General features: G+C 72.2%; 22 protein-coding genes. 13 read left to right on the forward strand and 9 right to left on the reverse strand.

Annotated elements, in window-relative coordinates; genetic code table 11:
• Both VO99_RS24380 and VO99_RS24385 read right to left on the reverse strand, forming a co-directional pair.
• Positions 1–926, reverse strand: a 926-nt coding sequence (locus VO99_RS24380) for a ProQ/FINO family protein (protein ID WP_232315517.1), incomplete at its 3' end; no start/stop codon positions are given.
• A 77-nt stretch (positions 927–1003) separates the two neighbouring features.
• Positions 1004–1465 (reverse strand): Lrp/AsnC family transcriptional regulator, encoded by a 462-nt coding sequence (locus VO99_RS24385; RefSeq protein ID WP_046115594.1) that lies wholly within the window; start codon positions 1463–1465, stop codon positions 1004–1006.
• Between the two features lie 128 nt (positions 1466–1593).
• On the opposite strand from VO99_RS24385, the gene VO99_RS24390 reads away from it, so the two are divergent.
• Positions 1594–2319, forward strand: a complete 726-nt coding sequence (locus VO99_RS24390) for an aspartate/glutamate racemase family protein (protein WP_310733673.1) — start codon at positions 1594–1596, stop codon at positions 2317–2319.
• A 119-nt stretch (positions 2320–2438) separates the two neighbouring features.
• Here VO99_RS24390 and VO99_RS24395 read toward each other — a convergent pair whose 3' ends face one another.
• Positions 2439–3662: a threonine ammonia-lyase gene (locus VO99_RS24395; protein ID WP_046115595.1), complete on the reverse strand. Its 1224-nt coding sequence runs from the start codon at positions 3660–3662 to the stop codon at positions 2439–2441.
• A gap of 69 nt (positions 3663–3731) precedes the next feature.
• Here VO99_RS24395 and VO99_RS24400 point away from each other — a divergent pair, with 69 nt between their 5' ends.
• Entirely contained in the window at positions 3732–4238 is a 507-nt protein-coding gene (locus tag VO99_RS24400) for a DUF2231 domain-containing protein (RefSeq protein WP_046115556.1), read from the forward strand.
• Here VO99_RS24400 and VO99_RS24405 read toward each other — a convergent pair.
• Complete coding sequence (locus VO99_RS24405; protein ID WP_046115557.1) at positions 4226–4645, reverse strand: response regulator; 420 nt, start codon at positions 4643–4645, stop codon at positions 4226–4228. The genes VO99_RS24400 and VO99_RS24405 overlap by 13 nt on opposite strands.
• A gap of 117 nt (positions 4646–4762) precedes the next feature.
• On the opposite strand from VO99_RS24405, the gene VO99_RS24410 reads away from it, so the two are divergent.
• The 6 genes from VO99_RS24410 (at position 4763) to VO99_RS24435 (ending at position 11573) form a co-directional block, all read left to right on the forward strand.
• A complete protein-coding gene (locus VO99_RS24410) occupies positions 4763–5380 on the forward strand; it encodes an alpha-ketoglutarate-dependent dioxygenase AlkB (protein WP_046115558.1) in 618 nt (205 codons plus the stop codon).
• An 80-nt stretch (positions 5381–5460) separates the two neighbouring features.
• The gene (locus VO99_RS24415) at positions 5461–6258 is read left to right on the forward strand and encodes a glycosyltransferase family 25 protein (RefSeq protein ID WP_052736603.1); all 798 of its coding nucleotides are present in this window, start codon (positions 5461–5463) and stop codon (positions 6256–6258) included.
• The gene (locus VO99_RS24420; RefSeq protein ID WP_046115559.1) at positions 6248–7069 is read left to right on the forward strand and encodes a DUF707 domain-containing protein; all 822 of its coding nucleotides are present in this window, start codon (positions 6248–6250) and stop codon (positions 7067–7069) included. The genes VO99_RS24415 and VO99_RS24420 overlap by 11 nt, the downstream gene beginning before the upstream one ends.
• Positions 7038–8843, forward strand: a complete 1806-nt coding sequence (locus VO99_RS24425; protein ID WP_232315520.1) for an ABC transporter transmembrane domain-containing protein — start codon at positions 7038–7040, stop codon at positions 8841–8843. The genes VO99_RS24420 and VO99_RS24425 overlap by 32 nt, the downstream gene beginning before the upstream one ends.
• Complete coding sequence (locus VO99_RS24430; RefSeq protein WP_046115560.1) at positions 8843–10633, forward strand: glycosyltransferase family protein; 1791 nt, start codon at positions 8843–8845, stop codon at positions 10631–10633. Before VO99_RS24425 ends, VO99_RS24430 begins: the two co-directional genes overlap by 1 nt.
• Positions 10626–11573: a class I SAM-dependent methyltransferase gene (locus VO99_RS24435; protein WP_046115561.1), complete on the forward strand. Its 948-nt coding sequence runs from the start codon at positions 10626–10628 to the stop codon at positions 11571–11573. The genes VO99_RS24430 and VO99_RS24435 overlap by 8 nt, the downstream gene beginning before the upstream one ends.
• On the opposite strand, the gene VO99_RS24440 is transcribed toward VO99_RS24435, so the two are convergent.
• Positions 11537–12229: an NrtR DNA-binding winged helix domain-containing protein gene (locus tag VO99_RS24440; protein ID WP_052736604.1), complete on the reverse strand. Its 693-nt coding sequence runs from the start codon at positions 12227–12229 to the stop codon at positions 11537–11539. The two genes, VO99_RS24435 and VO99_RS24440, sit on opposite strands and share 37 nt — an antisense overlap.
• Positions 12230–12307: 78 nt before the next feature.
• On the opposite strand from VO99_RS24440, the gene VO99_RS24445 reads away from it, so the two are divergent.
• Positions 12308–13228, forward strand: coding sequence for a metallophosphoesterase (locus VO99_RS24445; RefSeq protein ID WP_046115562.1), 921 nt, complete (start codon positions 12308–12310; stop codon positions 13226–13228).
• A 21-nt stretch (positions 13229–13249) separates the two neighbouring features.
• Here VO99_RS24445 and VO99_RS24450 read toward each other — a convergent pair whose 3' ends face one another.
• Entirely contained in the window at positions 13250–13825 is a 576-nt protein-coding gene (locus VO99_RS24450; protein WP_083440903.1) for a DUF427 domain-containing protein, read from the reverse strand.
• A gap of 188 nt (positions 13826–14013) precedes the next feature.
• Between VO99_RS24450 and VO99_RS24455 the strand changes: the two genes are divergently transcribed.
• The 4 genes from VO99_RS24455 (at position 14014) to VO99_RS24470 (ending at position 16236) form a co-directional block, all read left to right on the forward strand.
• A complete protein-coding gene (locus VO99_RS24455; RefSeq protein WP_046115564.1) occupies positions 14014–14493 on the forward strand; it encodes a GNAT family N-acetyltransferase in 480 nt (159 codons plus the stop codon).
• 38 nt (positions 14494–14531) lie between these two features.
• Positions 14532–15020, forward strand: a complete 489-nt coding sequence (locus VO99_RS24460; protein WP_046115565.1) for a carboxymuconolactone decarboxylase family protein — start codon at positions 14532–14534, stop codon at positions 15018–15020.
• A gap of 49 nt (positions 15021–15069) precedes the next feature.
• Positions 15070–15654: a Crp/Fnr family transcriptional regulator gene (locus tag VO99_RS24465; RefSeq protein ID WP_052736605.1), complete on the forward strand. Its 585-nt coding sequence runs from the start codon at positions 15070–15072 to the stop codon at positions 15652–15654.
• Positions 15655–15717: 63 nt separating this feature from the next.
• The gene (locus tag VO99_RS24470) at positions 15718–16236 is read left to right on the forward strand and encodes an anthrone oxygenase family protein (RefSeq protein ID WP_046115566.1); all 519 of its coding nucleotides are present in this window, start codon (positions 15718–15720) and stop codon (positions 16234–16236) included.
• Here VO99_RS24470 and VO99_RS24475 read toward each other — a convergent pair.
• Genes VO99_RS24475 through VO99_RS31545 form a run of 3 tightly spaced genes read right to left on the reverse strand, consistent with a single transcriptional unit; the run spans position 16215 to position 19321 of the window.
• Entirely contained in the window at positions 16215–16580 is a 366-nt protein-coding gene (locus tag VO99_RS24475) for a PRC-barrel domain-containing protein (RefSeq protein ID WP_046115600.1), read from the reverse strand. The genes VO99_RS24470 and VO99_RS24475 overlap by 22 nt on opposite strands.
• Positions 16581–16593: 13 nt before the next feature.
• Positions 16594–16869, reverse strand: a complete 276-nt coding sequence (locus VO99_RS24480) for a DUF378 domain-containing protein (protein ID WP_052736606.1) — start codon at positions 16867–16869, stop codon at positions 16594–16596.
• A gap of 10 nt (positions 16870–16879) precedes the next feature.
• Positions 16880–19321, reverse strand: coding sequence for a glycosyltransferase (locus tag VO99_RS31545; protein WP_052736607.1), 2442 nt, complete (start codon positions 19319–19321; stop codon positions 16880–16882).
• Between the last annotated feature and the right edge of the window lie 173 nt (positions 19322–19494).

Below are 19494 nucleotides of genomic sequence, written 5' to 3' on the forward strand. Positions count from 1 at the left end.
CCGCCGCGTTCGCCGCCACGCTCGCCCCGGCCGGAGCCGAACTCCGGGCGGCCGCCGCCACCGCCTTCACGCGGCCCGCGGCCACCCGGGCCACCGCGGCCGCCCGGGCCGCCCGGGCCGCCGCCGAAGCCTTCGCGGCGCGGCGGGGGTTGCAGTGCACGCTCGGCGGCCTCCTTGCGGGCCACTTCCAGCAGCTTGTCCAGCGACTCGGGCGCGATGCCCTTGAGGGCGCAGAAGTTGGCCGGCGTCAGCGTGGTGCGCTCGAAGGCGTAGAGCAGGTCGGCACGCTCGCGACGGCCCTGCTCTTCCTGCTCGCGCCGCGCCTGGTGGTTGGTGCGGCGGCGGGCCAGTTCCTCGATGGCGGCCTGGCGATGTTCCTCGCTCAGCTCGCCGGCGGGCTGTCCGTCCAGGTCGAAGCGCTCCTTGGCCTTGCTCAGCGCGATCAGGTAGGAGGTGCTGCCGGTGTGCCGGTGCAGGAAGATCGACAGCGCCCGCTTGCTGAACACGCCGGGCGCGCGCTGCTGGATGTCGGCCTGGATGCGCAGCTTCAGCGGCTTGGGATGGCGCCCGAACAGCGCCGGGAAGCGCTCGGCCAGTTGCGCCGCACACTGCGCCGGCGACAGGTCGGCCGCACGGCCGCCAGCCGGCTTGCCGGCGGCCGGCTCGGCAGGCTCGGCACCCGCAGGCTCGCCACCGCCATCGGCATCGCCATCGCCCACCGGCGCTTCGGCCAAGGCCGCCTCGCCCGCCTGCGAACCGGGGGTCGGCTCGGCAGCGCCGGCTTCGGCCGCGGCAGGCGCCTCGGGCGCATCGGCAACGGGCTCGGTGGCCGCGGGCACGGGCTCTTGTGCAGGGGCGGCCGGGCGGGCGGCGCCTTCGGGGTCGAGCGGCGGCACGGGGGTGTGTTCGGAGGCTTCGGAGGTCATCGGCAAGGGCGTCGGTCAGGTCGGCGCGAAGGGCGGATTGTGCCTGCCGCGCACGGACGGCCTGTGGCCCCGTGGTGTCAGGATGCGTAGCCCAGCGGCAGCGCGGTGGTGAACTTGATCTCCTCCATCGCGAAGCTGGAGCTCACGTCATGCAGCTGGGTGCCGTCGGTCAGCCGCTTGTACACGCCGTCGTAGGCCTGGATGTCGGGCACCACGATGCGCAGCAGGTAGTCGATGTCGCCGCTCATCCGGTAGAACTCCACCACCTCCGGAATGGCCTGCACCGTGGCGCGGAAGTGCTCGAACCACGCCGGCGTGTGCTGGCTGGTGCGCACGGTGACGAACACCGTCACGCCCACGTTCACCTTGCGCGGATCGACCAGCGCCACCTGTCGCGTGATGACGCCGGCCTCCTTCAGCCGCTGGATGCGCCGCCAGCAGGGCGTGGTGGACAGGTGCACCTGCGCGGCCAGCTCGGCCACCTGCAGCGTGGCGTCCTGCTGCAGCAGCTCCAGCAGCTTCCTGTCGATGGCATCCAGTTTCATGGTGGGTCGCTTGAATGGAACGCCATGCTATCGGCGGCGCGGTACGGGGCATGCAATGCATGCGGCTTCCCCGGCCCGCGCCAGACAATTTCCGCAGCACGCAACTCGCACCGGAGCCCTTCATGAACATGCGTTCCATCGGCCTGATCGGCGGCCTCAGCTGGGAATCGACCGCGCTGTACTACCAGACCATCAACCGCGAGGTGGGCCGCCGGCTGGGCGGGCTGCGCTCGGCCTCCATCACCATCCACAGCCTGGACTTCGAGCCCATCTCGGCGCTGCAGAAGGCCGGCGATTGGGCCGCGATGGCCGGCCTGATGGGCCGCGCGGGCCGCCGGCTGGCCGAGGGCGGCGCGCAGTGCGTGCTGATCGGCAGCAACACCATGCACCGGGTGGCCGACGCGGTGCAGGCCGAGGCGGGCATTCCGCTGCTGCACATCGCCGATGCGCTGGCCGCGGCCATCCTCGCCACGCCGGTGCGCACGGTAGGCCTGCTGGGCACGCGCATGACGATGGAGCTGCCCTTCTACGTGGAGCACCTGGCGCGGCACGGCATCCGCTGCATCACGCCCGACGAGGCGCAGCGCGAAGCCATCCACCGCATCATCTTCGGCGAGCTGTTCCTGGGCCAGGTGCGGCCGGCATCGCGCGAGCGGCTGGCCGCCATCGTCGACAGCCTGGTGCAGCGCGGCGCGCAGGGCATGGTGCTGGGCTGCACCGAGCTGCCGATGATCGTGCGCCCCGAGGACAGCCCGGTGCCGCTGTTCGACACCACCCGGCTGCATGCGCTGGCGGCGGTGGACTTCAGCCTGCACGACATGGCGCACGCTGTCCCCGCTCAGGCCTGACGCCGTCCAGGCGAGCGCCGGGCCGCTGCCAGGCAGCATGGGCAACCCGCCTGGCGGTGGCTTCAGGCACCCGTGGAGCCGGGTGCTTCCCCCCGTGCTTCTCCCGGCCGGGTGCCGCGTCACTTCACCAGCTGGACCTCGAACCCCCGCTGAGCCACGGTCGCCAGGATCGTCTCCACATGCGCATGGCCGCGTGTCTGAACCACCACCTCGATCTGCGCCCGCTCCACCGGCAAGGAGCTGAAGGCCCGGTGGTGCTGCACTTCCTCGATGTTGGCGCCCAGTTCGCTGAGCATCTGCGCCACCACCGCCAGCGTGCCCGGCACGTCGCGCACGTTGATGCGCAGCCGCACCAGCCGGCCCGACTTGACCATGCCGCGGTGGATGATCTCGGCCAGCAGCAGCGGCTCGATGTTGCCGCCCGACAGCACCAGGCCCACCTTGCGGCCGACGAAGCGCTCGCGGTGCGCCAGCAGCGCCGCCAGGCCCACCGCGCCCGCGCCTTCCACCACCGTCTTCTCGATCTCCAGCAGCATCAGGATCGCCTGCTCGATGGTGTCCTCGCCCACCAGCACCACGTCGTCCACCAGCTGGTGGATCAAGGGCACCGTCAGCAGCCCCGGTGAGCTGACGCCGATGCCGTCGGCGATGGTGGTCTGCGCGAAGGCGCGGCTCTCGCCCTTCTTGGCATTGAACACGGCCGGGAAGCGCTCGGTCTGCACGCCCACGATCTCGATGCCCGGGCGCACCGCGCGCGCGGCCACCGCCATGCCGCCGATGAGCCCGCCGCCGCCGATGGACACCACCAGCGTGTCGATCTCGGGCTGCTGCTGCAGCATCTCCAGCCCCAGCGTGCCCTGGCCGGCGGCGATGGCCAGGTCGTCATAGGGGTGCACCACCGTCAGGCCGCGCTCCTGCGCCAGCTGCAGGCCGTGGGCCCGGGCCTGGTCGAAGGTGTCGCCCTCCAGCACCACCTCGGCGCCGAAGCGGCGGGTGTTGTCCACCTTCACCGCCGGCGCGAAGCGCGGCATCACGATGGTGGCCGGCAGGCCCAGCCGCTGCGCGTGGTAGGCCACGCCCTGCGCATGGTTGCCGGCCGAGACGGCCAGCACACCGCGGGCCTTCTCCTCGTCGGTCAGCTGGGCCAGCTTGTTGAGCGCGCCGCGTTCCTTGAAGGACGCGGTGAACTGCAGGTTCTCGAACTTCAGGAACACGTCGCAGCCGGTGATGGCCGACAGCGTGCGCGAGGGCACGCAGGGCGTTTCCAGCAGGTGGCCGCGCAGCCGGTCGGCCGCGGCCAGGATGTCCTGGACGGTGAGCGTGGGCGGTATGGGCGTGTGCATGGCCGCATGATCGCAGCTTGCCCGCGGCATGCAGCTTGCCGAACGGGCACAAGCCATGAAGGAGCTGAGATGGAAAGCCGCGCCAAGGTGCTGGGCCACCCCGTTCACCAGATGCTGATCGTGTTTCCGCTGGGCCTGCTGGCCACGGCGGTGCTGTTCGACATCGGCTGGCTGATGCTGGACCGCTCCGACCTGACGGTGGTGAGCTGGTGGCTGATGGTGGCCGGCGTGGTGGGTGGCCTGGTGGCCGCCCCGTTCGGCACCGTCGACTGGCTTGCCATTCCGCACGGCACGCGGGCGCGGCGCGTGGGCGCGCTGCACGGAGCGGGCAATGCGCTGGTGGTGGTGATGTTCGCGCTCAGCGCCTGGCTGCGCGGTCGCGGCACGCTGGAGCCGGGCGCGGGGGCGCTGGCGCTGTCCTTCGGCGGTGCGGCGCTGTCGCTGGCCACGGCCTGGCTGGGCGGCGAGCTGGTGAGCCGGCTGGGCGTGGGCGTGTCCGACGGGGCGGGGCTGGATGCGCCCAGCTCGCTCAAGGGCCCGGTGCCGGCGACGGCGGCCCGACGTCAGAAGGCGTAGGGGGAATCGGCGAAGCGTTCCTGCCACTCATGGCGCAGCAAGGCGAACAGCGCATCCGCATCCACCGGCTTGCTGAGCTTGTGGTCGAAGGCCAGGGCATTGGCCGGGTAGGCCGAGCTGAGGCCGGTGATGCCGATGATGACGCGGCGCATGGCGTGTTCGTTCACGCGCAGGTGCTGGGCCACTTCCACCCCATGCACCACCGGCAGGTTCAAGTCCAGCAGCACGATGTGGGGGTCGAAGTGCGCCGCCACGGCCAGGCCTTCGGCGCCGTTGGGGGCGGTGCACACCTCGTAGCCTTCCAGTTCCAGCAAAGCCTGCAGCGCCTGCGCGCCGTCGTCGTCGTCCTCCACGATGAGGATGCGGGCGCGGGGGTTGTTCTTGGTGTCGTCGTCGTGCAGGGACATGAAACAGGGGTGTTGCTGCTGGCAGGTGTTCCGCCGCAGCGGAGCAACCCGGGTGCCTGTGTGGATGCGCCCCGCGTGAAACGGGGGGTGGGCGCGCGGCCGGACCGGGGCTAGGGCATGCAGCAAGGCTCGCTGTTCGATCTGCCCGAACCGCCGCCCGCCTTGCCGCCCGGCATGGTCTACGGCCCCGAGTTTCTCAGCACGGCGGAAGAGGCCGATCTGATCACCCTGCTGCGGCAGCTGCCTCTGGCTGCCGCCCGCTACAAGGACTACACCGCCCGCCGCCGCGTGGTGAGCTATGGCGGCAGCTTCGACTACGACAGCAACCGCCTGCTGCCGGCCGAGCCGTTGCCGGCGGCGCTGCAACCCTGGCGCGACCGCATGGCGGCCTGGGCCGGCATTGCGCCCGCGGCCCTGGTGCATGCGCTGGTGGCCGAATACGCGCCCGGCACGCCGCTGGGCTGGCACCGCGACGTGCCCGACTTCGAGGACGTGATCGGCCTGTCGCTGGGCGCACCGGCGGTGCTGCGCTTCCGCCCCTACGAGCCCGGCGCCGCGCGCCGCAGCCGGGCCGACATCCTGGCGGTGACGGCGGCGCCGCGCTCCATCTACCTGCTGCGCGGGCCGGCGCGCTGGCAGTGGCAGCACAGCGTGGCGCCGGTGGCGGCGCTGCGCTGGTCCCTCACCTTGCGCACCGCCCGTGCCGGGGCGCGCCGTCCGGGCGCCGGCATGTAAAGCCCGCCGCGCTGGTACGCGCATTGCCATCACGGGGCTGCATTCCACCGTCCCCGTGCCGCCCCGCCTCACTGTTTCCCATGGACATTGCCGTCATCAACCTGGCCACCGAGCCGGACCGCTGGGCGCACACGCGCCGCCAGTTCCAGGCCCTGGGCCTGCAAGCCTTGCGGCATGAGGCCGTGCCGGGCCACCTGCTGCCGGTGCAGGAGCGTGCCGGCCTCTACAGCGCCGAGCTGAACCGCCGCCAGTACCACAAGCCCTTGCGTGCCGGCGAGATCGGCTGCTATGCCAGCCACCTGGCGCTGTGGCGCCGGCTGGTGGCCTCCGGCGAGCGCTCGCTGGCCATCTTCGAGGACGACGTGGCGCTGGACCCCACGTTGCCGGCGGCCCTGGCGCAGGTCGAGGCGATGGACCTGCCCTGGGACGTGATCAAGCTCTACGGCCGCGCGCAGGAGCAGGTGCACCACCGCCTGCCCTGCGGGCCCGGGCTGGAGCTGGTGCGCTACCGGCGCGTGCCCAGCCACACCTGCGCCTACGTGATCAGCCGCCGTGGCGCGCACAAGCTGCTGGCCACGCGCAGGCCCTTCGGCCGGCCGGTGGACATCGACCTGCGCCACTGGTGGGAGAACGACCTGGCGCTGTACGGCCTGCTGCCCTATCCGGTGCGGCTGGCCGAGATGAGCCGGCAGTCCAGCATCGATTCACGCCGCGGCTGCGCCGGCCTGGGCATGCGGCTGCACAAGCTGGCGCTGCAGGCGGGCTACACGCTGCACAACTGGCAGGCGCTGCGGCGGCTGGGCCGGCCACCGGCCGCGGCGCCCGGGCCCGCGCTGGCAGGCGCCGCGGATGCGGCGGCACGGCGTGATGTCGCCTGAGGCGCACGGCACGCCGCCCGCATCGCACCGCCGCAACCTGGTGGTGCTGCGTGCGGGCGACAGCTCGCTGCACGAGGAATGGATCGCCGACGGACCGCGCGACTTCGATCTCTTCGTCAGCTACTACGGCCGCAGCCCCGGCCGCTACAGCGACAGCGCCGACCACTACGAGCTGCGCCGCGGCCCCAAGTGGCCGGCCCTGGCCGACCTGCTGCGCGAGCGGCCGGAGCTGCTGGAGCAGTACGAGGTGTTCTGGTTCCCGGACGACGACCTGGCGGTGCGCACCGAGGTGATCGACCGCATGTTCGCCTTCTTCCGCGCCTACCAGCTCTGCCTGGCGCAGCCGGCGCTGACGCTGGACTCCTACCGCACCTGGAACACGCTGCTGCAGGACCGCCGCTACCACCTGCGCTACACCGGCTTCGTGGAGGTGATGGCGCCGCTGTTCAGCCGCCAGGCGCTGCAGCTGTGCGCCGGCACCTTCGATGAAAGCCGCAGCGGGTGGGGCCTGGACTGGGTGTGGCCGCAGCTGTGCGCCAAGGCCGGTCTTCAGGGCATCGCGGTGATCGACGCCACGCCGGTGCGCCACACGCGGCCGGTGGGTGGCGAGCTGTACCGCAACCATCCCGAGATGGACCCCCGCCGTGATGCGGCCGCCGTGGTGCAGCGCCACGGCCTGAAGGAGATTCGCGCCATCGCCAAGTATTCGTTCGAGCGCTGCGTGCGGGATGCGCAGCTGCCCTGGACCACCCGTTTCGTGTTTTGGTTGAAGAGGTTGAATGGGCGCCGCAAGCATCTCCGCCGCGCGTGATCCGCGGGCCGCCCATGGCGGCGTGGTGGCCGGCGGCGCGGACATGCCGCTGAAGGCCGCGGCCTGGCGGCTGGCGCGTTATGCGCGGCCGCAGCGTGCGCCGCTGGTGCTGGCGGTGCTGCTGTTCTTCGGCTCCGGCGCCATCGACCCGCTGCTGCCCGCGCTGTTCCACCGCATGCTGGACAGCGGCTTCGGCACCAAGGGCGCGGCGGGCTTCCCGATCTGGCTGGCGCCGGTGGCCATCATCGGCCTGTTCACGGTGCGCGGCGGGCTCAACTTCTGCGCCAGCTACCTGTTCGCACGGGCCACCTCGCAGGCGGTGCTGGCGCTGCGGCGCGACGTCATCGCCTCGGTGATGCGGGCCGATGCCGGGCTGTATGCGCAGATCAGCCCCGGCGTTGCCGCCTCGCGCGTGATCAACGATCCGGTGAACGCCACCAGCTCGATCGCCGGCGCCATCACCACGCTGCTGCGCGACGGCACCACGCTCATCGCGCTGCTGGCCTACCTGATGTACCTGGACTGGCGGTTGACGCTCATCTCGCTGGTCATCGTGCCGCTGCTGGCGGTGGTGGTGCGCAAGGTGCAGAAGCGCATCCTGGCGGTCAGCGGCCGCTCGTACGAATCGCAGGTGCGGCTCACCGGCATCGTGGACGACATCGTGCGGGCCTGGCGGGTGGTGCGCACCTTCGACGCGGCGGAGTTCGAGCAGCAGCGCTTCGGCGCCGAGGCCGAGCGGCTGCGCCGGGCCACGCTGAAGGTGGCGGCGTCCGGCGCGTCGATGACGCCGCTGACGCAGGTGGTCACCAGCCTGGGCGTGGCCCTCATCGTCACGCTGGCGCTGGTGGACGCGGCCAACGGCGGCGCCACCGTGGGCAGCTTCGTGGCCTTCGTCACCGCGCTGCTGATGACCATCTCGCCGCTGCGGCACCTGGCCGACCTGTCGCAGCCCATCGTCGGCGGGCTGGTGACGGCGCGGGCCTGCTTCGCGCTGATCGACACCCCGCCCGAGCCCGATACCGGCGAGGCCGAGCTGGGCCGCACCCAGGGCCACTTGCGCTTCGAGCAGGTGAGCGTGAGCTACCCCGGCAGCGAGCGGCCGGCGTTGCGCGAGGTGTCGCTGGACATCCCCGCCGGTGCCACGGTGGCGCTGGTGGGCCCCTCGGGCGCGGGCAAGAGCACGGTGGTGGCCGCGCTGCTGGGCTTCGTGCGCGCGGCCAGCGGGCAGGTGCGCATCGACGGCGTGGACCTGGCCACGGTACGCAAGGCGTCGCTGCGCCGGCAGTTCGCGGTGGTGTCGCAGGACATCGTGCTGTTCGACGGCAGCATCGAGGACAACGTGGTGTATGCCCTGCCGCGCGATGCCGACCGCGCCCGCGAGTGCCTGCAGGCGGCCGACCTGTGGACCTTCGTCGAAGGCCTGCCGCAGGGCGTGCACACGCCGGTGGGCATCAACGGCAGCCGGCTGTCGGGCGGCCAGCGCCAGCGCCTGGCCATCGCCCGCGCGTTGTACAAGGACGCCAGCGTGTGGATCTTCGACGAGGCCACCTCCGCGCTGGACAGCGAATCGGAACGCGCGGTGCATGAGTCCATCGACCGGCTGCGCGGGCAGCGCACGCTCATCCTCATCGCCCACAGGCTGAGCACGGTGCGCCGGGCCGACCGCATCGTGGTGATGGACGAGGGCCGCATCGTGGAAAGCGGCCCGCATGCGGAGCTGATGCAGGCCGACGGCCTGTATGCCCGCATGGTGCGCACCCAGAGCATGCACTGATGAACACCCTGCAAAGCCTGGTGCTGCCCAACCTGCACGTGCCCGCCAGCGAGGACATGAGCCTGCGGCTGAACGACCGCGCCTGGGCGCGGCTGGATGCCGGCTGCGTGGAGTTCGACACCGGGGGCGTGGCCTCCACCGACACCTTCTACAACGGCCTGTCGGTGGGTGCCTGGCAGCGCCGCTGCGCGCTCGCCACCCTGTCGCTGGTGGTGGCCGGCGTGGGCGACTTCGTGCTGCGCATCGGCCTGCACCGCAGCGGCCAGGCGTCGCTGTGGCTGGCCGAGCATGCGCTCAGCCTGGCTGAAGGCGCACCGGTGGAACTGCCGCTGCCCGCCTGGCCCACGCTGGCCGACGGCATGCTGTTCTGGACGCTGCGCGCGCGCCGCCCCGGCCGGCTGGACGGCGCTGCCTGGGTCACCGCCGACGCCCCGCGGCAGCCGGTGCGGCTGGGCATCGTCATCACCCACTTCAACCGCCAGCAGCAGGTGCTGCCGGCCATCGAGCGCCTGCGGCGCACGCTGCTGCAGCGGCCCGACCTGCAGCCCCACATCACGCTCACCGTGGTGGACAACTCCGGCAACCTGGGGCTGGAGCCCGGCCCCGGCGTGGAGGTGATTCCCAGCCGCAACCTGGGCGGCACCGGCGGCTTCATGCGCGGGCTGCTGGCGCTGAAGGACGGCGGCGCGCACTCCCATGCCCTCTTCATGGATGACGACGCCTCCTGCGAGGCCGATGCCATCGCCCGCACCTTCGCGCTGCTGCGCCATGCCACCGATCCCGGCCTGGCCGTGTGCGGCGCGCTGCTGCGCGAGGCCGCGCCCTGGCAGCTGCTGGAGAAGGGCGCCCGCTTCGACGGCCAGGTGCGGCCGCTGTCGCCGGGGCTGGACATGCGCCGCGTGGACCACCTGATGGAGGCCGAGCGCGTGACCGTGCGGCCCGACTACGGCGCCTGGTGGTTCTTCGCCTTTCCCATCGGCGAGGTGAAGGCCTATCCCTTCCCGTTCTTCGTGCGCGGCGACGACATCCACTTCGGCCTGGCCAACCGCTTCCGCATCGCCACGCTCAACGGCGTGGCCTGCCTGGGCGAGGACTTCAGCGTCAAGCACAGCCCCATGACCGCCTACCTGGATGCGCGCTACCACCTGGTGCTGGCGCTGCTGGCCGGCGGCAAGGCCCGCTCGGGCGTGAGCTGGGTGGCCAGCCGGCTGTTCGTCAAGCAGCTCAGCGCCTACCACTACAGCAGCGCCCGTGCGGTGGCGCTGGCAGTGCGGCATGTGCTGCAGGGCCCTTCGTTCTTCAACGAGCACATCGACCTGGCCGCGGTGCGCGCCGAGATCGCCAGCTGGCAGCCCGACGAGAAGCTGCGCCCCATCGACCGCTCCGCCTACCAGGCGCGGCCGCCGCGCCAGGGCCGCGAAGGGCGGGGGCGCCGGCTGCTGCGGTTGCTCACGCTGCAGGGCTTCCTGCTGCCCGATGCACTGCTGAAGAACCGCATGACGCTGCAGGACAAGGCCTTCCACGGCCGTGCGGGCGCGGTGTTCCGCTATCGCAGCGTGCTGTACGAGCACCAGCCCAGCGGCACCGGCTACGTGGCGGTGTACGACCGGCCGCGCTTCTTCGCCGAGCTGCGCGGCTTCATCCGGCTGTGGCGCGAGCTGCTGCGACGGCTGCCCGCGCTGCAGGCGGCCTATGCCGAAGGCGCGGCCGGCTATGCGCAGGAAGCCTACTGGCGCGCGGTGCACCAGCTGCCCGAGGCGCCGGCCGCACGAGGAGAGCCCGATGTTTGAAGCCCTGCTGGCGTCGCTGCCCGAGTCCGCACTGGCCTGCCGCGCGCTGTACGACGTGGCCAGCGGCGGCTACCACCTGCCGCTGCGCGAGCACAACCGGCGCCTGACCCGCGCCGAGGTGCCGCAGTACCGGGCGCTGTACCCGCAGGTGCACTACGACTGCATCGAGGTGCCGGTGGCCGACCTGCTGTACTCGCTGGTGGTCAACACCCGCAGCGCCCGCATCCTGGAAACCGGCACCTCGCGCGGCTTTTCCACCTGCCACCTGGCCGCCGGCGCCCGCTTCGTGGACGAGCGGGCCGCGCAGGTCATCACCATCGACCCGGCGCCTGCGGCCAACCTGTTCTTCGAGGGATCGACGCTCGCCGAGAGCATCGTGCCGGTGCGGGCCGATTCGCTGCGCTTCGACCTCACGCAGGCGTTGGGCACGGGCCAGTGCGATTTCATGTTCTTCGATTCGCTGCACACCTATGCGCACCTCTCGGCCGAGCTGGCGCACTACCTGCCGCGGCTGAAGCTGGGCGGCCTGTTCGCGCTGCACGACACCTTCGTCTTCGACGACCTGGGCCTGGTGGTGCTGGCCATGCTGGGCACCGGCCGCGCCGAGATGCTCAGCCTGCCCACCCACCGCCGGCATGCGGAGCCGGCGCGTTGCCCGGGCATGTCGATCTTCCGCAAGATCGCGCCCATCCAGGCTGGCGACCTGGTGTTCCCCGACCTGCAAGGCATCACCGCCGGCGAGCAGCATTGCGTGCCCGACCCCGCGGCCATCGTGCAGCGCACCGGCGGCCTGTTCGTAGGCGATGCCCGTTATGCCGCGCACGGCATGCACCGCGGCGGCCCGCGCGGCCCGCTGTCGCCGGCGCTGCTCGAGCCGGCGCAGGCCGCCAGCGCCGCAGCAGGTCAGCCGGCGGTGGGTACGCCCGGCAGCAGGCCGTAGAGCTGCGCCGGCCGAAAGGCCCCGGTGCGCAGCTCGCCGGCGAGCGGCTGCACCAGCTCGCGCGCGGCCAGGCGGCGGCGGAAGCTGGACTTGTCCAGCGGCCGGCCCAGCACCTGTTCGCAGCGCGCCTGCAAGTCGCCCAGGGTGAAGGCCGGCGGCATGAAGCCGGGCGGCAGGTCCAGGCGAGCCACCTCGTCGCGCGTGGCGGCCACCGCGCGCGCCAGCAGCGCTGCGTGGTCGAAGGCAAGGGTGCGGTCGTCCATGGCATCGTCCACCGGGCGCCAGGCCAGGGCCTCGATGCGCTTGCCCGGCGTCGGCGCCAGGCCATCGGCCTGCGGCAGCAGGGCGCGGTACACCACGCTCAAGGCCCAGGGCGCGCGGGCGTCCCGCGCGGCGCCGCCGACGGTGCACACCTGCCGCATGTGCGGCGGCGTCACCTGCAGCCGCTCCAGCGCAATGCGCTGTACCGCCTGCTCCAGCGTGTCGTCCAGGTCGATGCGCACCACGCCGCCAGGCAGCGCCCACTGGCCTGCGTGGGGCCGGGCCTTGCGCAGCGCCAGCAGCGCCTGCAACCGCCCTTCCCGCACGGCCAGCACGGCCAGTTCCACCCGCGTAAACGGCATGGGGTAGGGCGCGGCGGGGCGATGGTCCGGCATGGTGCGAGGGTTAGTGGCAAGTTGCCACGAAGTGTCGCACAATGGCCCGGTTGCAGACATGCGGGGGGCAGTTGGCCGATGGGATACGACGTGATTGGCGATGTGCACGGGCAGGCCGGCAAGCTGCAGGCGCTGCTGCGCGGCCTGGGGTACACGCCGCTGCACGGCAGCTGGCGGCCGCCGCCCGGCCGGCAGGCGGTGTTCGTCGGCGACCTGATCGACCGCGGGCCGGAACAGGTGGCGGTGGTGAACTTGGTGCGTGCGATGGTGGACGCCGGCCATGCCCGCGTGGTGATGGGCAACCATGAGCTGAATGCGCTGGGCTACGTGGTGCGGCGGCCGGAAGCGCCCCAGCAGTTCCTGCGCGCCCACAGCGCGACCAACTGCGCCCAGCATGCCGAGTTCCTCCGCCAGGTGGGCGAGGGCTCGGCCCTGCACCAGGAGGTGCTGGGCTGGCTGCGCACGCTGCCGCTCACGCTGGACCTGGGGGCCATCCGCGTGGTGCATGCCTGGTGGCACCAGCCGCATGTGGACCAGGCGCTGGCCTGGCGCCAGCAGGACCCGCTGCTGCAGGGTGAGCTGCTGCATGCGGCCTTCACGCCCGGCACGCCGCAGTTCCAGGCCATCGGCGGCCTGACCAAGGGCCTGGAGATGCCGCTGCCGGCCGGCGCCCGCTTCCTCGACCATGGCGGCCATGCACGCGATGCGGTGCGGGTGCGCTGGTGGCAGCCCGAGGGCCGCTCGTACCGCGACATGGCGCTGGTGCAGGAAGACCAGCGCCACGCCATCCCCGACCTGCCGCTGGCCGCGCCGGTGGTGTCAGACCATGGCAGCGTGCCCACCTTCATCGGCCACTACTGGATGACCGGCACGCCTGCGGTGCTCACGCCCACCGTGGCCTGCGTGGACTATTCCGCCGGCCGCGACGGCCCGCTGGTGGCCTACCGCTGGGACGGCGAGCCGGCGTTGAGCGCCGACCGCTTCTTCAGCCAGGCGTGAGGCCCGCGCCCGCGCAGCGGGTCACCAGCCCGACGACCCCGGCCCGCCCTTGAACGGCCCCACCAGCTCCGGCGTCACCCAGCCGCCATAGAAGCCCCCCGGCTGCGGCGTGACCGGCTGGCCACCCACGCGGCAGTCCAGCCCGGTGGCGTAGAAGGCCACGCAGTCGGCGATGGCCTCCGCCCCGGCCAGCGGGCGCGGGTAGCTCCAGGCCACGCCTTCCAGCCGCTCGCCACTGTCGGCGGACACCAGGCTCCAGTACTGCGCCGGGCCTTTCCATTCGCAGAACGAGCTGCCGGCCGCGGGCTGCAGCAGCGTGCGGTCCACGTCGGCCCAGGGCAGGTAGAAGCTGGGCGGATGCGAGGTCTCCAGCAACCGGATGGCCCGCTGCGTGCGCGCCACCTGCCGGCCCCGCCAGTGGATGGTCACCTCGCGGGTGTCCGGCACCAGGGCCGGCGGGCGCGGGTAGTCCCACACCGATTCCTGGTGCGGGCCGGGCGTGACCGCGAACGCGGGCCGCTGCCCGCCGCGCCAGGTCCAGTGGGCGCGGGCGGCGGCGAGCCAGGGAGGGATCGTGGAGGAGGGTGTCGAGGGCATGGGATGACTTGTCTAGGCAAGCGGGCCGTGCTGTGCGAAGGTGGGCTCGATCATGCGCCGATTCGGCCGTCCTGGTCGTCGTCGCCGCCAGAGGCGGCGCCTTACGATCAGCGCCAACGACAGGCAGACGCCTTGACCCGCACGACGGTTCGAGCAACCTGCTGGTCCGGCCCATCGCTTCCGCCACCATGCCCCTGCGCCCCGCCATCCCCGCCGACGCCCCGGCCATCGCCGCGCTCATCCAGCCGCTGGCGCAGTCCTTCCTCGTCACGCCGGACGACCCGGCGGCGGCGCCTTTCTGGCAGTCGGTGGGCGAGGCGGCCGAGCGCGGCTACATCGAGTCCCCGCGCTACCGCTTCACGGTGGCCGAGCAGCATGGCGCGCTGGCCGGTTTCATCGCCCTGCGCGATACCTGGCATGTGTTCCACCTCTTCGTGGCACCGGCCCACCAGGGCGAGGGCCTGGCCACGCGGCTGTGGCGCCAGGCGCGGGCGCAGGCCGAGTCGGCAGGCGGCGACCACGCCGCCTTCACCGTCAACGCCTCGCTGCCAGCCGTCGGGTTCTATCGCCGGCTGGGCTTCCAGGCCGCTGGCGACGTGCACGCCGCGCACGGCATCCGCTTCCAGCCCATGCGCCTGCCGCCCGGCTGTCACAACCGCCGGGGCTGACTCGTCTTGTGGAGGTCAACCCACCCAAGGAGTCATCCATGAGTACCCTGCCCCGCCTCCAGCATGCGCAACTGTCCAGCGAGCTGTTCAAGAAGCTGGCCGACCTGAACATGGCCGTGGTCCGCCGCGGTCATGTCGATCCCGGCCTGCTGCACCTGGTGGACATCCGCGCCTCGCAGCTCAACGGCTGTGCCTTCTGCCTGGACATGCACAGCAAGCAGGCGAAGCTGCACGGCGAGCGCGAGCTGCGCCTTTACCACCTGCCGGTGTGGCGCGAATCGCCGCTGTTCAGCCCCAGGGAGCGGGCCGCCCTGGCCTGGACCGAGGCGCTGACCCGCCTGGCGCCCGGCGGCATTCCCGATGCGCTGTATGCCGAGCTGCGCGAGCAGTTCAGCGAGACGGAGCTGTCCGACCTCACCTACCAGGTGATGCTCATCAACGCCTGGAACCGCGCCGGCGTGGCCTTCCTCACCCCGCCGGGATCGCTGGACAAGCCCTATGGGCTGGACAAGGCCGGCCTGGCCTGAGAACCCGAGCGCCCGCACCGGGCCGGCCGCGGCCGCTACATTCGCGGCCATGTCCTGGCTTGCCACCCGCCTCGCCACCCTGCTGCCCCAGACCCCGGCCGCGCTGCGCGGCCAGCTGGCCGCCTGCGCGCGGCCGGTGCAGCTGGACAAGGGCCAGCCGCTGCTGCGCGCCGGCACCCGCTGGCGGCACCTGTGGCTGCTGGAAAGCGGGGCGCTGCGGCTGTACTACCTGGATCGCCACGGCGCCGAGTGGAACAAGAACTTCGCCTTCGAAGGCCAGGCGCTGTGGCCGCTGACGCCCACGCTGCGCGATGGTCCTGTGGACTTCTTCATCGCCGCACTGGAGCCGGCCCGGCTGCATGCGCTGGCCATGGACGACATCCAGCCGCTGCTGGCCGGCCAGCCGGATTGGCAATTGCTGCAGCAGCAGGCGCTGCAGCAATTGCTGGACGAGAAGCTGTGGCGCGAGCACCTGTTCCTGCAGTGCGACGCGGCTTCACGCTACCGGGCGCTGCGTGCGGCACGCCCCGCGTGGTGCGAGCGCATCCCGCTGCGCCACCAGGCTTCGTGGCTGGGCATCACCGACGTGTCGCTGTCGCGCCTGCGCGCCGCGTGGCCGCCGGCGTCGCCTTGACCCGCATGCCATGGCTTATCCGGTGTTAAGGCAGGTGGCCGGGCGGCCGGACACAGTGGCTTCATGCAGCGCAAGCCTCCTGTTTCCTCCGCCCTGTCCCACGGCTGCCATGTGGCCGCCGTCTTCTGGCTCGGCCTGATGGCCGGCTTCTTCGCCACCTACAGCGGCAACGTGTCGCCCGCCTTGCAGGGGCTGGAAGGGCCGCTGTATGCCGTGGTGCAGTCGGCGCTGAACCGGCATGTGCGGCACGCGGCCTTCTTCGTCTTCTTCTTCCTGCCGCCGCTGTGGTGCGGGCTGGCGCTGCTGCCCGCGTGGCGCGGGCGCGGCGCCTGGGGCTGGGGCCTGGTGGCCGCCGGCCTGCTGTATGCGGCCGGCGTGGTGGTGTTCACCCGGCAGGTGAACCTGCCGCTGAACGCCTACACCGAGTCATGGCCACCGGCGGCCCTGCCGGCCGACTGGGCCCTGACCCGCGAGCGCTGGAACGCGGCCAACCACCTGCGCACCGTGGTCAGCGGTGCCGCCTTTCTGCTGGCCGTGCTGTCCCTGGCGCTGCGCCGGCCTCAGGGAATGTCCACGCCGTAGTAGCTGTGCACCCGCCGGCCGTAGTCGATGTCGTAGGCCGGCACGTCGGTGGAGGTGTAGCGCGGGGCGCCCTGCAGCTGGTCCTTGTCCAGCGGCACCACGTAGCCGGATCGGGTGGTGTCGTACTTCAGCACTTCCCACGGCAGCGGGTAGCGGTCGCTGCCCATGCCCAGGAAGCCGCCGAACTCCATCACCGCGAACCGGACCTGGCCGCTGCGCTTGTCGATCATCAGGTGGTCGATGCTGCCCAGCTTCTCGCCGGCGGTGTTGTAGACGGCGGTGCCTTCCACGCGGTCGGACGAGATGACGTCGCCGCTGTCCCAGGGGGCTCGTGTCGTGTCCATCTGGCTCTCCTCATCAGCGCAGCCCGGGCCGCGCCACAAAGTGCTTCCACTGCAGCAACAACACCGCACCCAGCACGCCGGCCAGGCCGATGGCTGCATAGACGACGCGGGCAGCCGGCGTGCCATCGCCAAACAGGCGGGCCACCAGGTCGATGCCGAAGAGGCCCGCCAGGCCCCAGTTCAGCCCGCCGGCCACCAGCAGCACCGCCACCGTCCACGCCAGCACGGTGCCGGTGCCGCGGGGCGCCACCTCGGCATTGGGCGTGGCGGTGTCGGGCGGCTCCATCATGCGGCCAGGGTCAGGCCACGGCGCGCGGCGTGGCGGCGGCCAGGCGGCCGGCGGGCAGCGCGGCGGCTTCGCTGCCGGCCGCCTTGGCGGCCTGGGCCGCGTAGGGCGCCAGCAGCGAACGGATCTCCTGCACCGTGTCGTCCCACGACATGCGCCAGACCATGTCCAGCTGCGCGGCGATGCGCTGCTCGCGCTCGGCGGGCTGCTCGGCCAGCGCGGCGTCGCAGGCCTGGATGAATTCGGCCACGCCGTGCGTCACCCGCACCACTTCGCCGTACAGCACCTGCACGTCGTGCACCGCGGTGCTCACCACCGGCTTCTCGCCGGCCATGTATTCCAGGGTCTTGGTGGGGCTGATGAACCGGGTGGATTCATTCAGCGCGAAGGGCAGCAGGCACACGTCCCACTCCGCCACTAGGTACGGCAGCACGGCATAGGGCTGCATGCCCGGCCAGTGGATGTTGGGCCGCTGCGGCAGGCTGGCGGGGTCGATCTTGACGACCGGGCCGGCCATCACCAGGTGCCAGTCGGGGCGGGCGTCGGCCAGCGCCGCCACCAAGCCGATGTCCAGCCGCTCGTCGATCACGCCATAGAAGCCCAGGCGCGGATGCCCCACGTCCGCATGCAGGCCGCGCACGGCCTCGGCTTCCACGCTGCCCGGCAGCAGCCGCGCCGGCGCGAAGTGCGCCGGGTCCACCGCGCTGGGCAGGCAGTGCACGCTGGGATGCTGGCCGCGGCGGGCGTCGTACAGCGAGGGGCCGCCGGTGAGCACCAGGTCGGCGGTCTTCATCAAGGCCGTCTCGCGTTGGCGCAGCTGGACGGGCGCGCCCTTGAAGGCGGACAGCTCGTCCATGCAGTCGTACACCACGGCCAGCGGGTCCAGGTCGGCCATCAGCGGCAGCGCCATCGGCGTGTAGAACCAGACGACGGGGCGCTCGATGCCTTCCTCGGCCAGCCAGTCCTCCAGCAGTGGGCGCAGCACGGGCAGCTGCGCATCATGGAAGCCCGGTGCGTCGATGCCGGTGCAGGGCGTCAGCACCTGCACGCCCGGCAGGGCTTCGCGCACATGCATGGCAGGCGGGCCTTCGCCCGGTGCCGGCTCCTCCACGAAAACCACCCGGTAGTCGCGCGCCAGGCGTGAAAGCAGCTGCTGCGGACGTTGGAACACGAAACCCCAGCGCAGATGGGAAAAGACGAGAAGAGTCGGCATGGTGGCTTTCTTGGGTTGGGGGATTCGGTGCTGGCTGCGCACCAGCGTGGCCAGGGTGGCGGGATCGCCGAGGCGATGCCAGCGATGCGCGCGCCGGGGCTGCGCGCGGGCGGCGGCGGCCGAGGGCGGCAGCACGTCGAACACGCCGCTGCGGTGCCAGTGCGTGGTGTGGGTCCAGTCCGGCCGGTCGATCAGCGGGTACAGGCACATGCCCAGCAGCGGCACGCCGGCCGCCAGCGCGGCCTCGGCCTGGCCGGTCATGTCCTGCAGCCATTCGGCGCGGCCTTCGCCCACATGGCTGGTCTCGGCGATCATCAGCGGGCGGCGATAGCGCTCCCAGGCGTCCTGCAGCAGCAGGGCGGGCTCGCGGCGGCGCGGGTCGCGCAGGTGCCAGGCCAGCCGGGCCTCGGTGCCGGTCTCCCACTGGCCGCTGTGGTAATGGTTGGCGCCCAGCAGGTCCAGCAGCTCGGGCTCGCCGCCCAGCTCCGGCTCCAGCCGGCCGCTCAGCAGGTCCCACACCTGCCATTGGTAGCTGGCCACCTGGCGCGCCTGCGGCTCCAGTTCGGGCCGGTCGGCCGGGGCCACCACATGCACCAGCGGCTCCACATGCAGGAAGCGCGCGCGCGGGTCCACCGCACGCATCGCCCGCATGGCGGCGATGGCCGCGCGCACCAGCCGGCGCTTGACCTCGTAGCCGCTGCGCAGGCTGCCGCCGCCGTGGCCGTCGGCCTCGCCGCCGGGGTGGCTGTGGTAAGGCCACATGAGGTTGGTCTCGGACACGGCCCACGCCAGGAAGCCGATCTCGTTGATGGGCGTGTACACCGGCGGCTCGTCGCACAGCGGCGCCAGCACCCGCGCCACCTCGGCGGCGAACAGCGGCAGCCGCTGCACGATGCTGTCGTCGAACAGGCTCACGTCGGCCGGCGTGCCGTAGTGCATCACCGTCCACAGCACCTGCACGCCATGGCGGCGCGCCGTCTCGGCCATCTGCACCGCACGCTCCAGGGCGAAGCGGCCGGTCTCGGGCTCGGCCAGGCGCCAGCCAATGCTCTCGCGCACGCAGCGGATGCCCAGCGCGGCGGCGGCGGCGTAGTCCTCGTCCAGGTGATCGATGTGGCCGTTCGACTGCGCCATGTCCAGCGGTTGCTGCAGGCCGTTGATGTGGTCGGCGCCTTCGAAGCCGCCCATCCAGAACGAGCGGAATGGCGAAGCGGGCTGCATGCAGCCGTCGGCGGCGGTCATCGTGCGCGGCCGCCGCATCGGCCGGCGGGCCGGTGCGGGGTGGGCGGAGTCTGGCGTGTCATGGCACATCCGGGGCAACGCGTGTGCCACGGCGTGCGGACAGCGCCAATCAGGCCGGGGGCATGGCGGTTGCCCAAGCGCCGCGATGGCCCGTGCGGGCCCCCTGCATCCGC

The organism is Aquincola tertiaricarbonis, assembly GCF_000969605.1.
Taxonomy (GTDB): Bacteria; Pseudomonadota; Gammaproteobacteria; order Burkholderiales; family Burkholderiaceae_C; genus Aquincola; species Aquincola tertiaricarbonis.

Coding starts and splice junctions, on each gene's coding strand:
- VO99_RS24465 (WP_052736605.1), top strand. CDS start 15,070: ATGTCCTGGCTTGCCACCCGCCTCGCCACCCTGCTGCCCCAGACCCCG.
- VO99_RS24470 (WP_046115566.1), top strand. CDS start 15,718: ATGCAGCGCAAGCCTCCTGTTTCCTCCGCCCTGTCCCACGGCTGCCAT.
- VO99_RS24390 (WP_310733673.1), top strand. CDS start 1,594: ATGAACATGCGTTCCATCGGCCTGATCGGCGGCCTCAGCTGGGAATCG.
- VO99_RS24395 (WP_046115595.1), bottom strand. CDS start 3,662: ATGCACACGCCCATACCGCCCACGCTCACCGTCCAGGACATCCTGGCC.
- VO99_RS24435 (WP_046115561.1), top strand. CDS start 10,626: ATGTTTGAAGCCCTGCTGGCGTCGCTGCCCGAGTCCGCACTGGCCTGC.
- VO99_RS24480 (WP_052736606.1), bottom strand. CDS start 16,869: ATGATGGAGCCGCCCGACACCGCCACGCCCAATGCCGAGGTGGCGCCC.
- VO99_RS24425 (WP_232315520.1), top strand. CDS start 7,038: ATGGGCGCCGCAAGCATCTCCGCCGCGCGTGATCCGCGGGCCGCCCAT.
- VO99_RS24440 (WP_052736604.1), bottom strand. CDS start 12,229: ATGCCGGACCATCGCCCCGCCGCGCCCTACCCCATGCCGTTTACGCGG.
- VO99_RS24445 (WP_046115562.1), top strand. CDS start 12,308: ATGGGATACGACGTGATTGGCGATGTGCACGGGCAGGCCGGCAAGCTG.
- VO99_RS24420 (WP_046115559.1), top strand. CDS start 6,248: ATGTCGCCTGAGGCGCACGGCACGCCGCCCGCATCGCACCGCCGCAAC.
- VO99_RS24460 (WP_046115565.1), top strand. CDS start 14,532: ATGAGTACCCTGCCCCGCCTCCAGCATGCGCAACTGTCCAGCGAGCTG.
- VO99_RS24430 (WP_046115560.1), top strand. CDS start 8,843: ATGAACACCCTGCAAAGCCTGGTGCTGCCCAACCTGCACGTGCCCGCC.
- VO99_RS24405 (WP_046115557.1), bottom strand. CDS start 4,645: ATGTCCCTGCACGACGACGACACCAAGAACAACCCCCGCGCCCGCATC.
- VO99_RS31545 (WP_052736607.1), bottom strand. CDS start 19,321: ATGACCGCCGCCGACGGCTGCATGCAGCCCGCTTCGCCATTCCGCTCG.
- VO99_RS24400 (WP_046115556.1), top strand. CDS start 3,732: ATGGAAAGCCGCGCCAAGGTGCTGGGCCACCCCGTTCACCAGATGCTG.
- VO99_RS24410 (WP_046115558.1), top strand. CDS start 4,763: ATGCAGCAAGGCTCGCTGTTCGATCTGCCCGAACCGCCGCCCGCCTTG.
- VO99_RS24450 (WP_083440903.1), bottom strand. CDS start 13,825: ATGCCCTCGACACCCTCCTCCACGATCCCTCCCTGGCTCGCCGCCGCC.
- VO99_RS24475 (WP_046115600.1), bottom strand. CDS start 16,580: ATGGACACGACACGAGCCCCCTGGGACAGCGGCGACGTCATCTCGTCC.
- VO99_RS24455 (WP_046115564.1), top strand. CDS start 14,014: ATGCCCCTGCGCCCCGCCATCCCCGCCGACGCCCCGGCCATCGCCGCG.
- VO99_RS24415 (WP_052736603.1), top strand. CDS start 5,461: ATGGACATTGCCGTCATCAACCTGGCCACCGAGCCGGACCGCTGGGCG.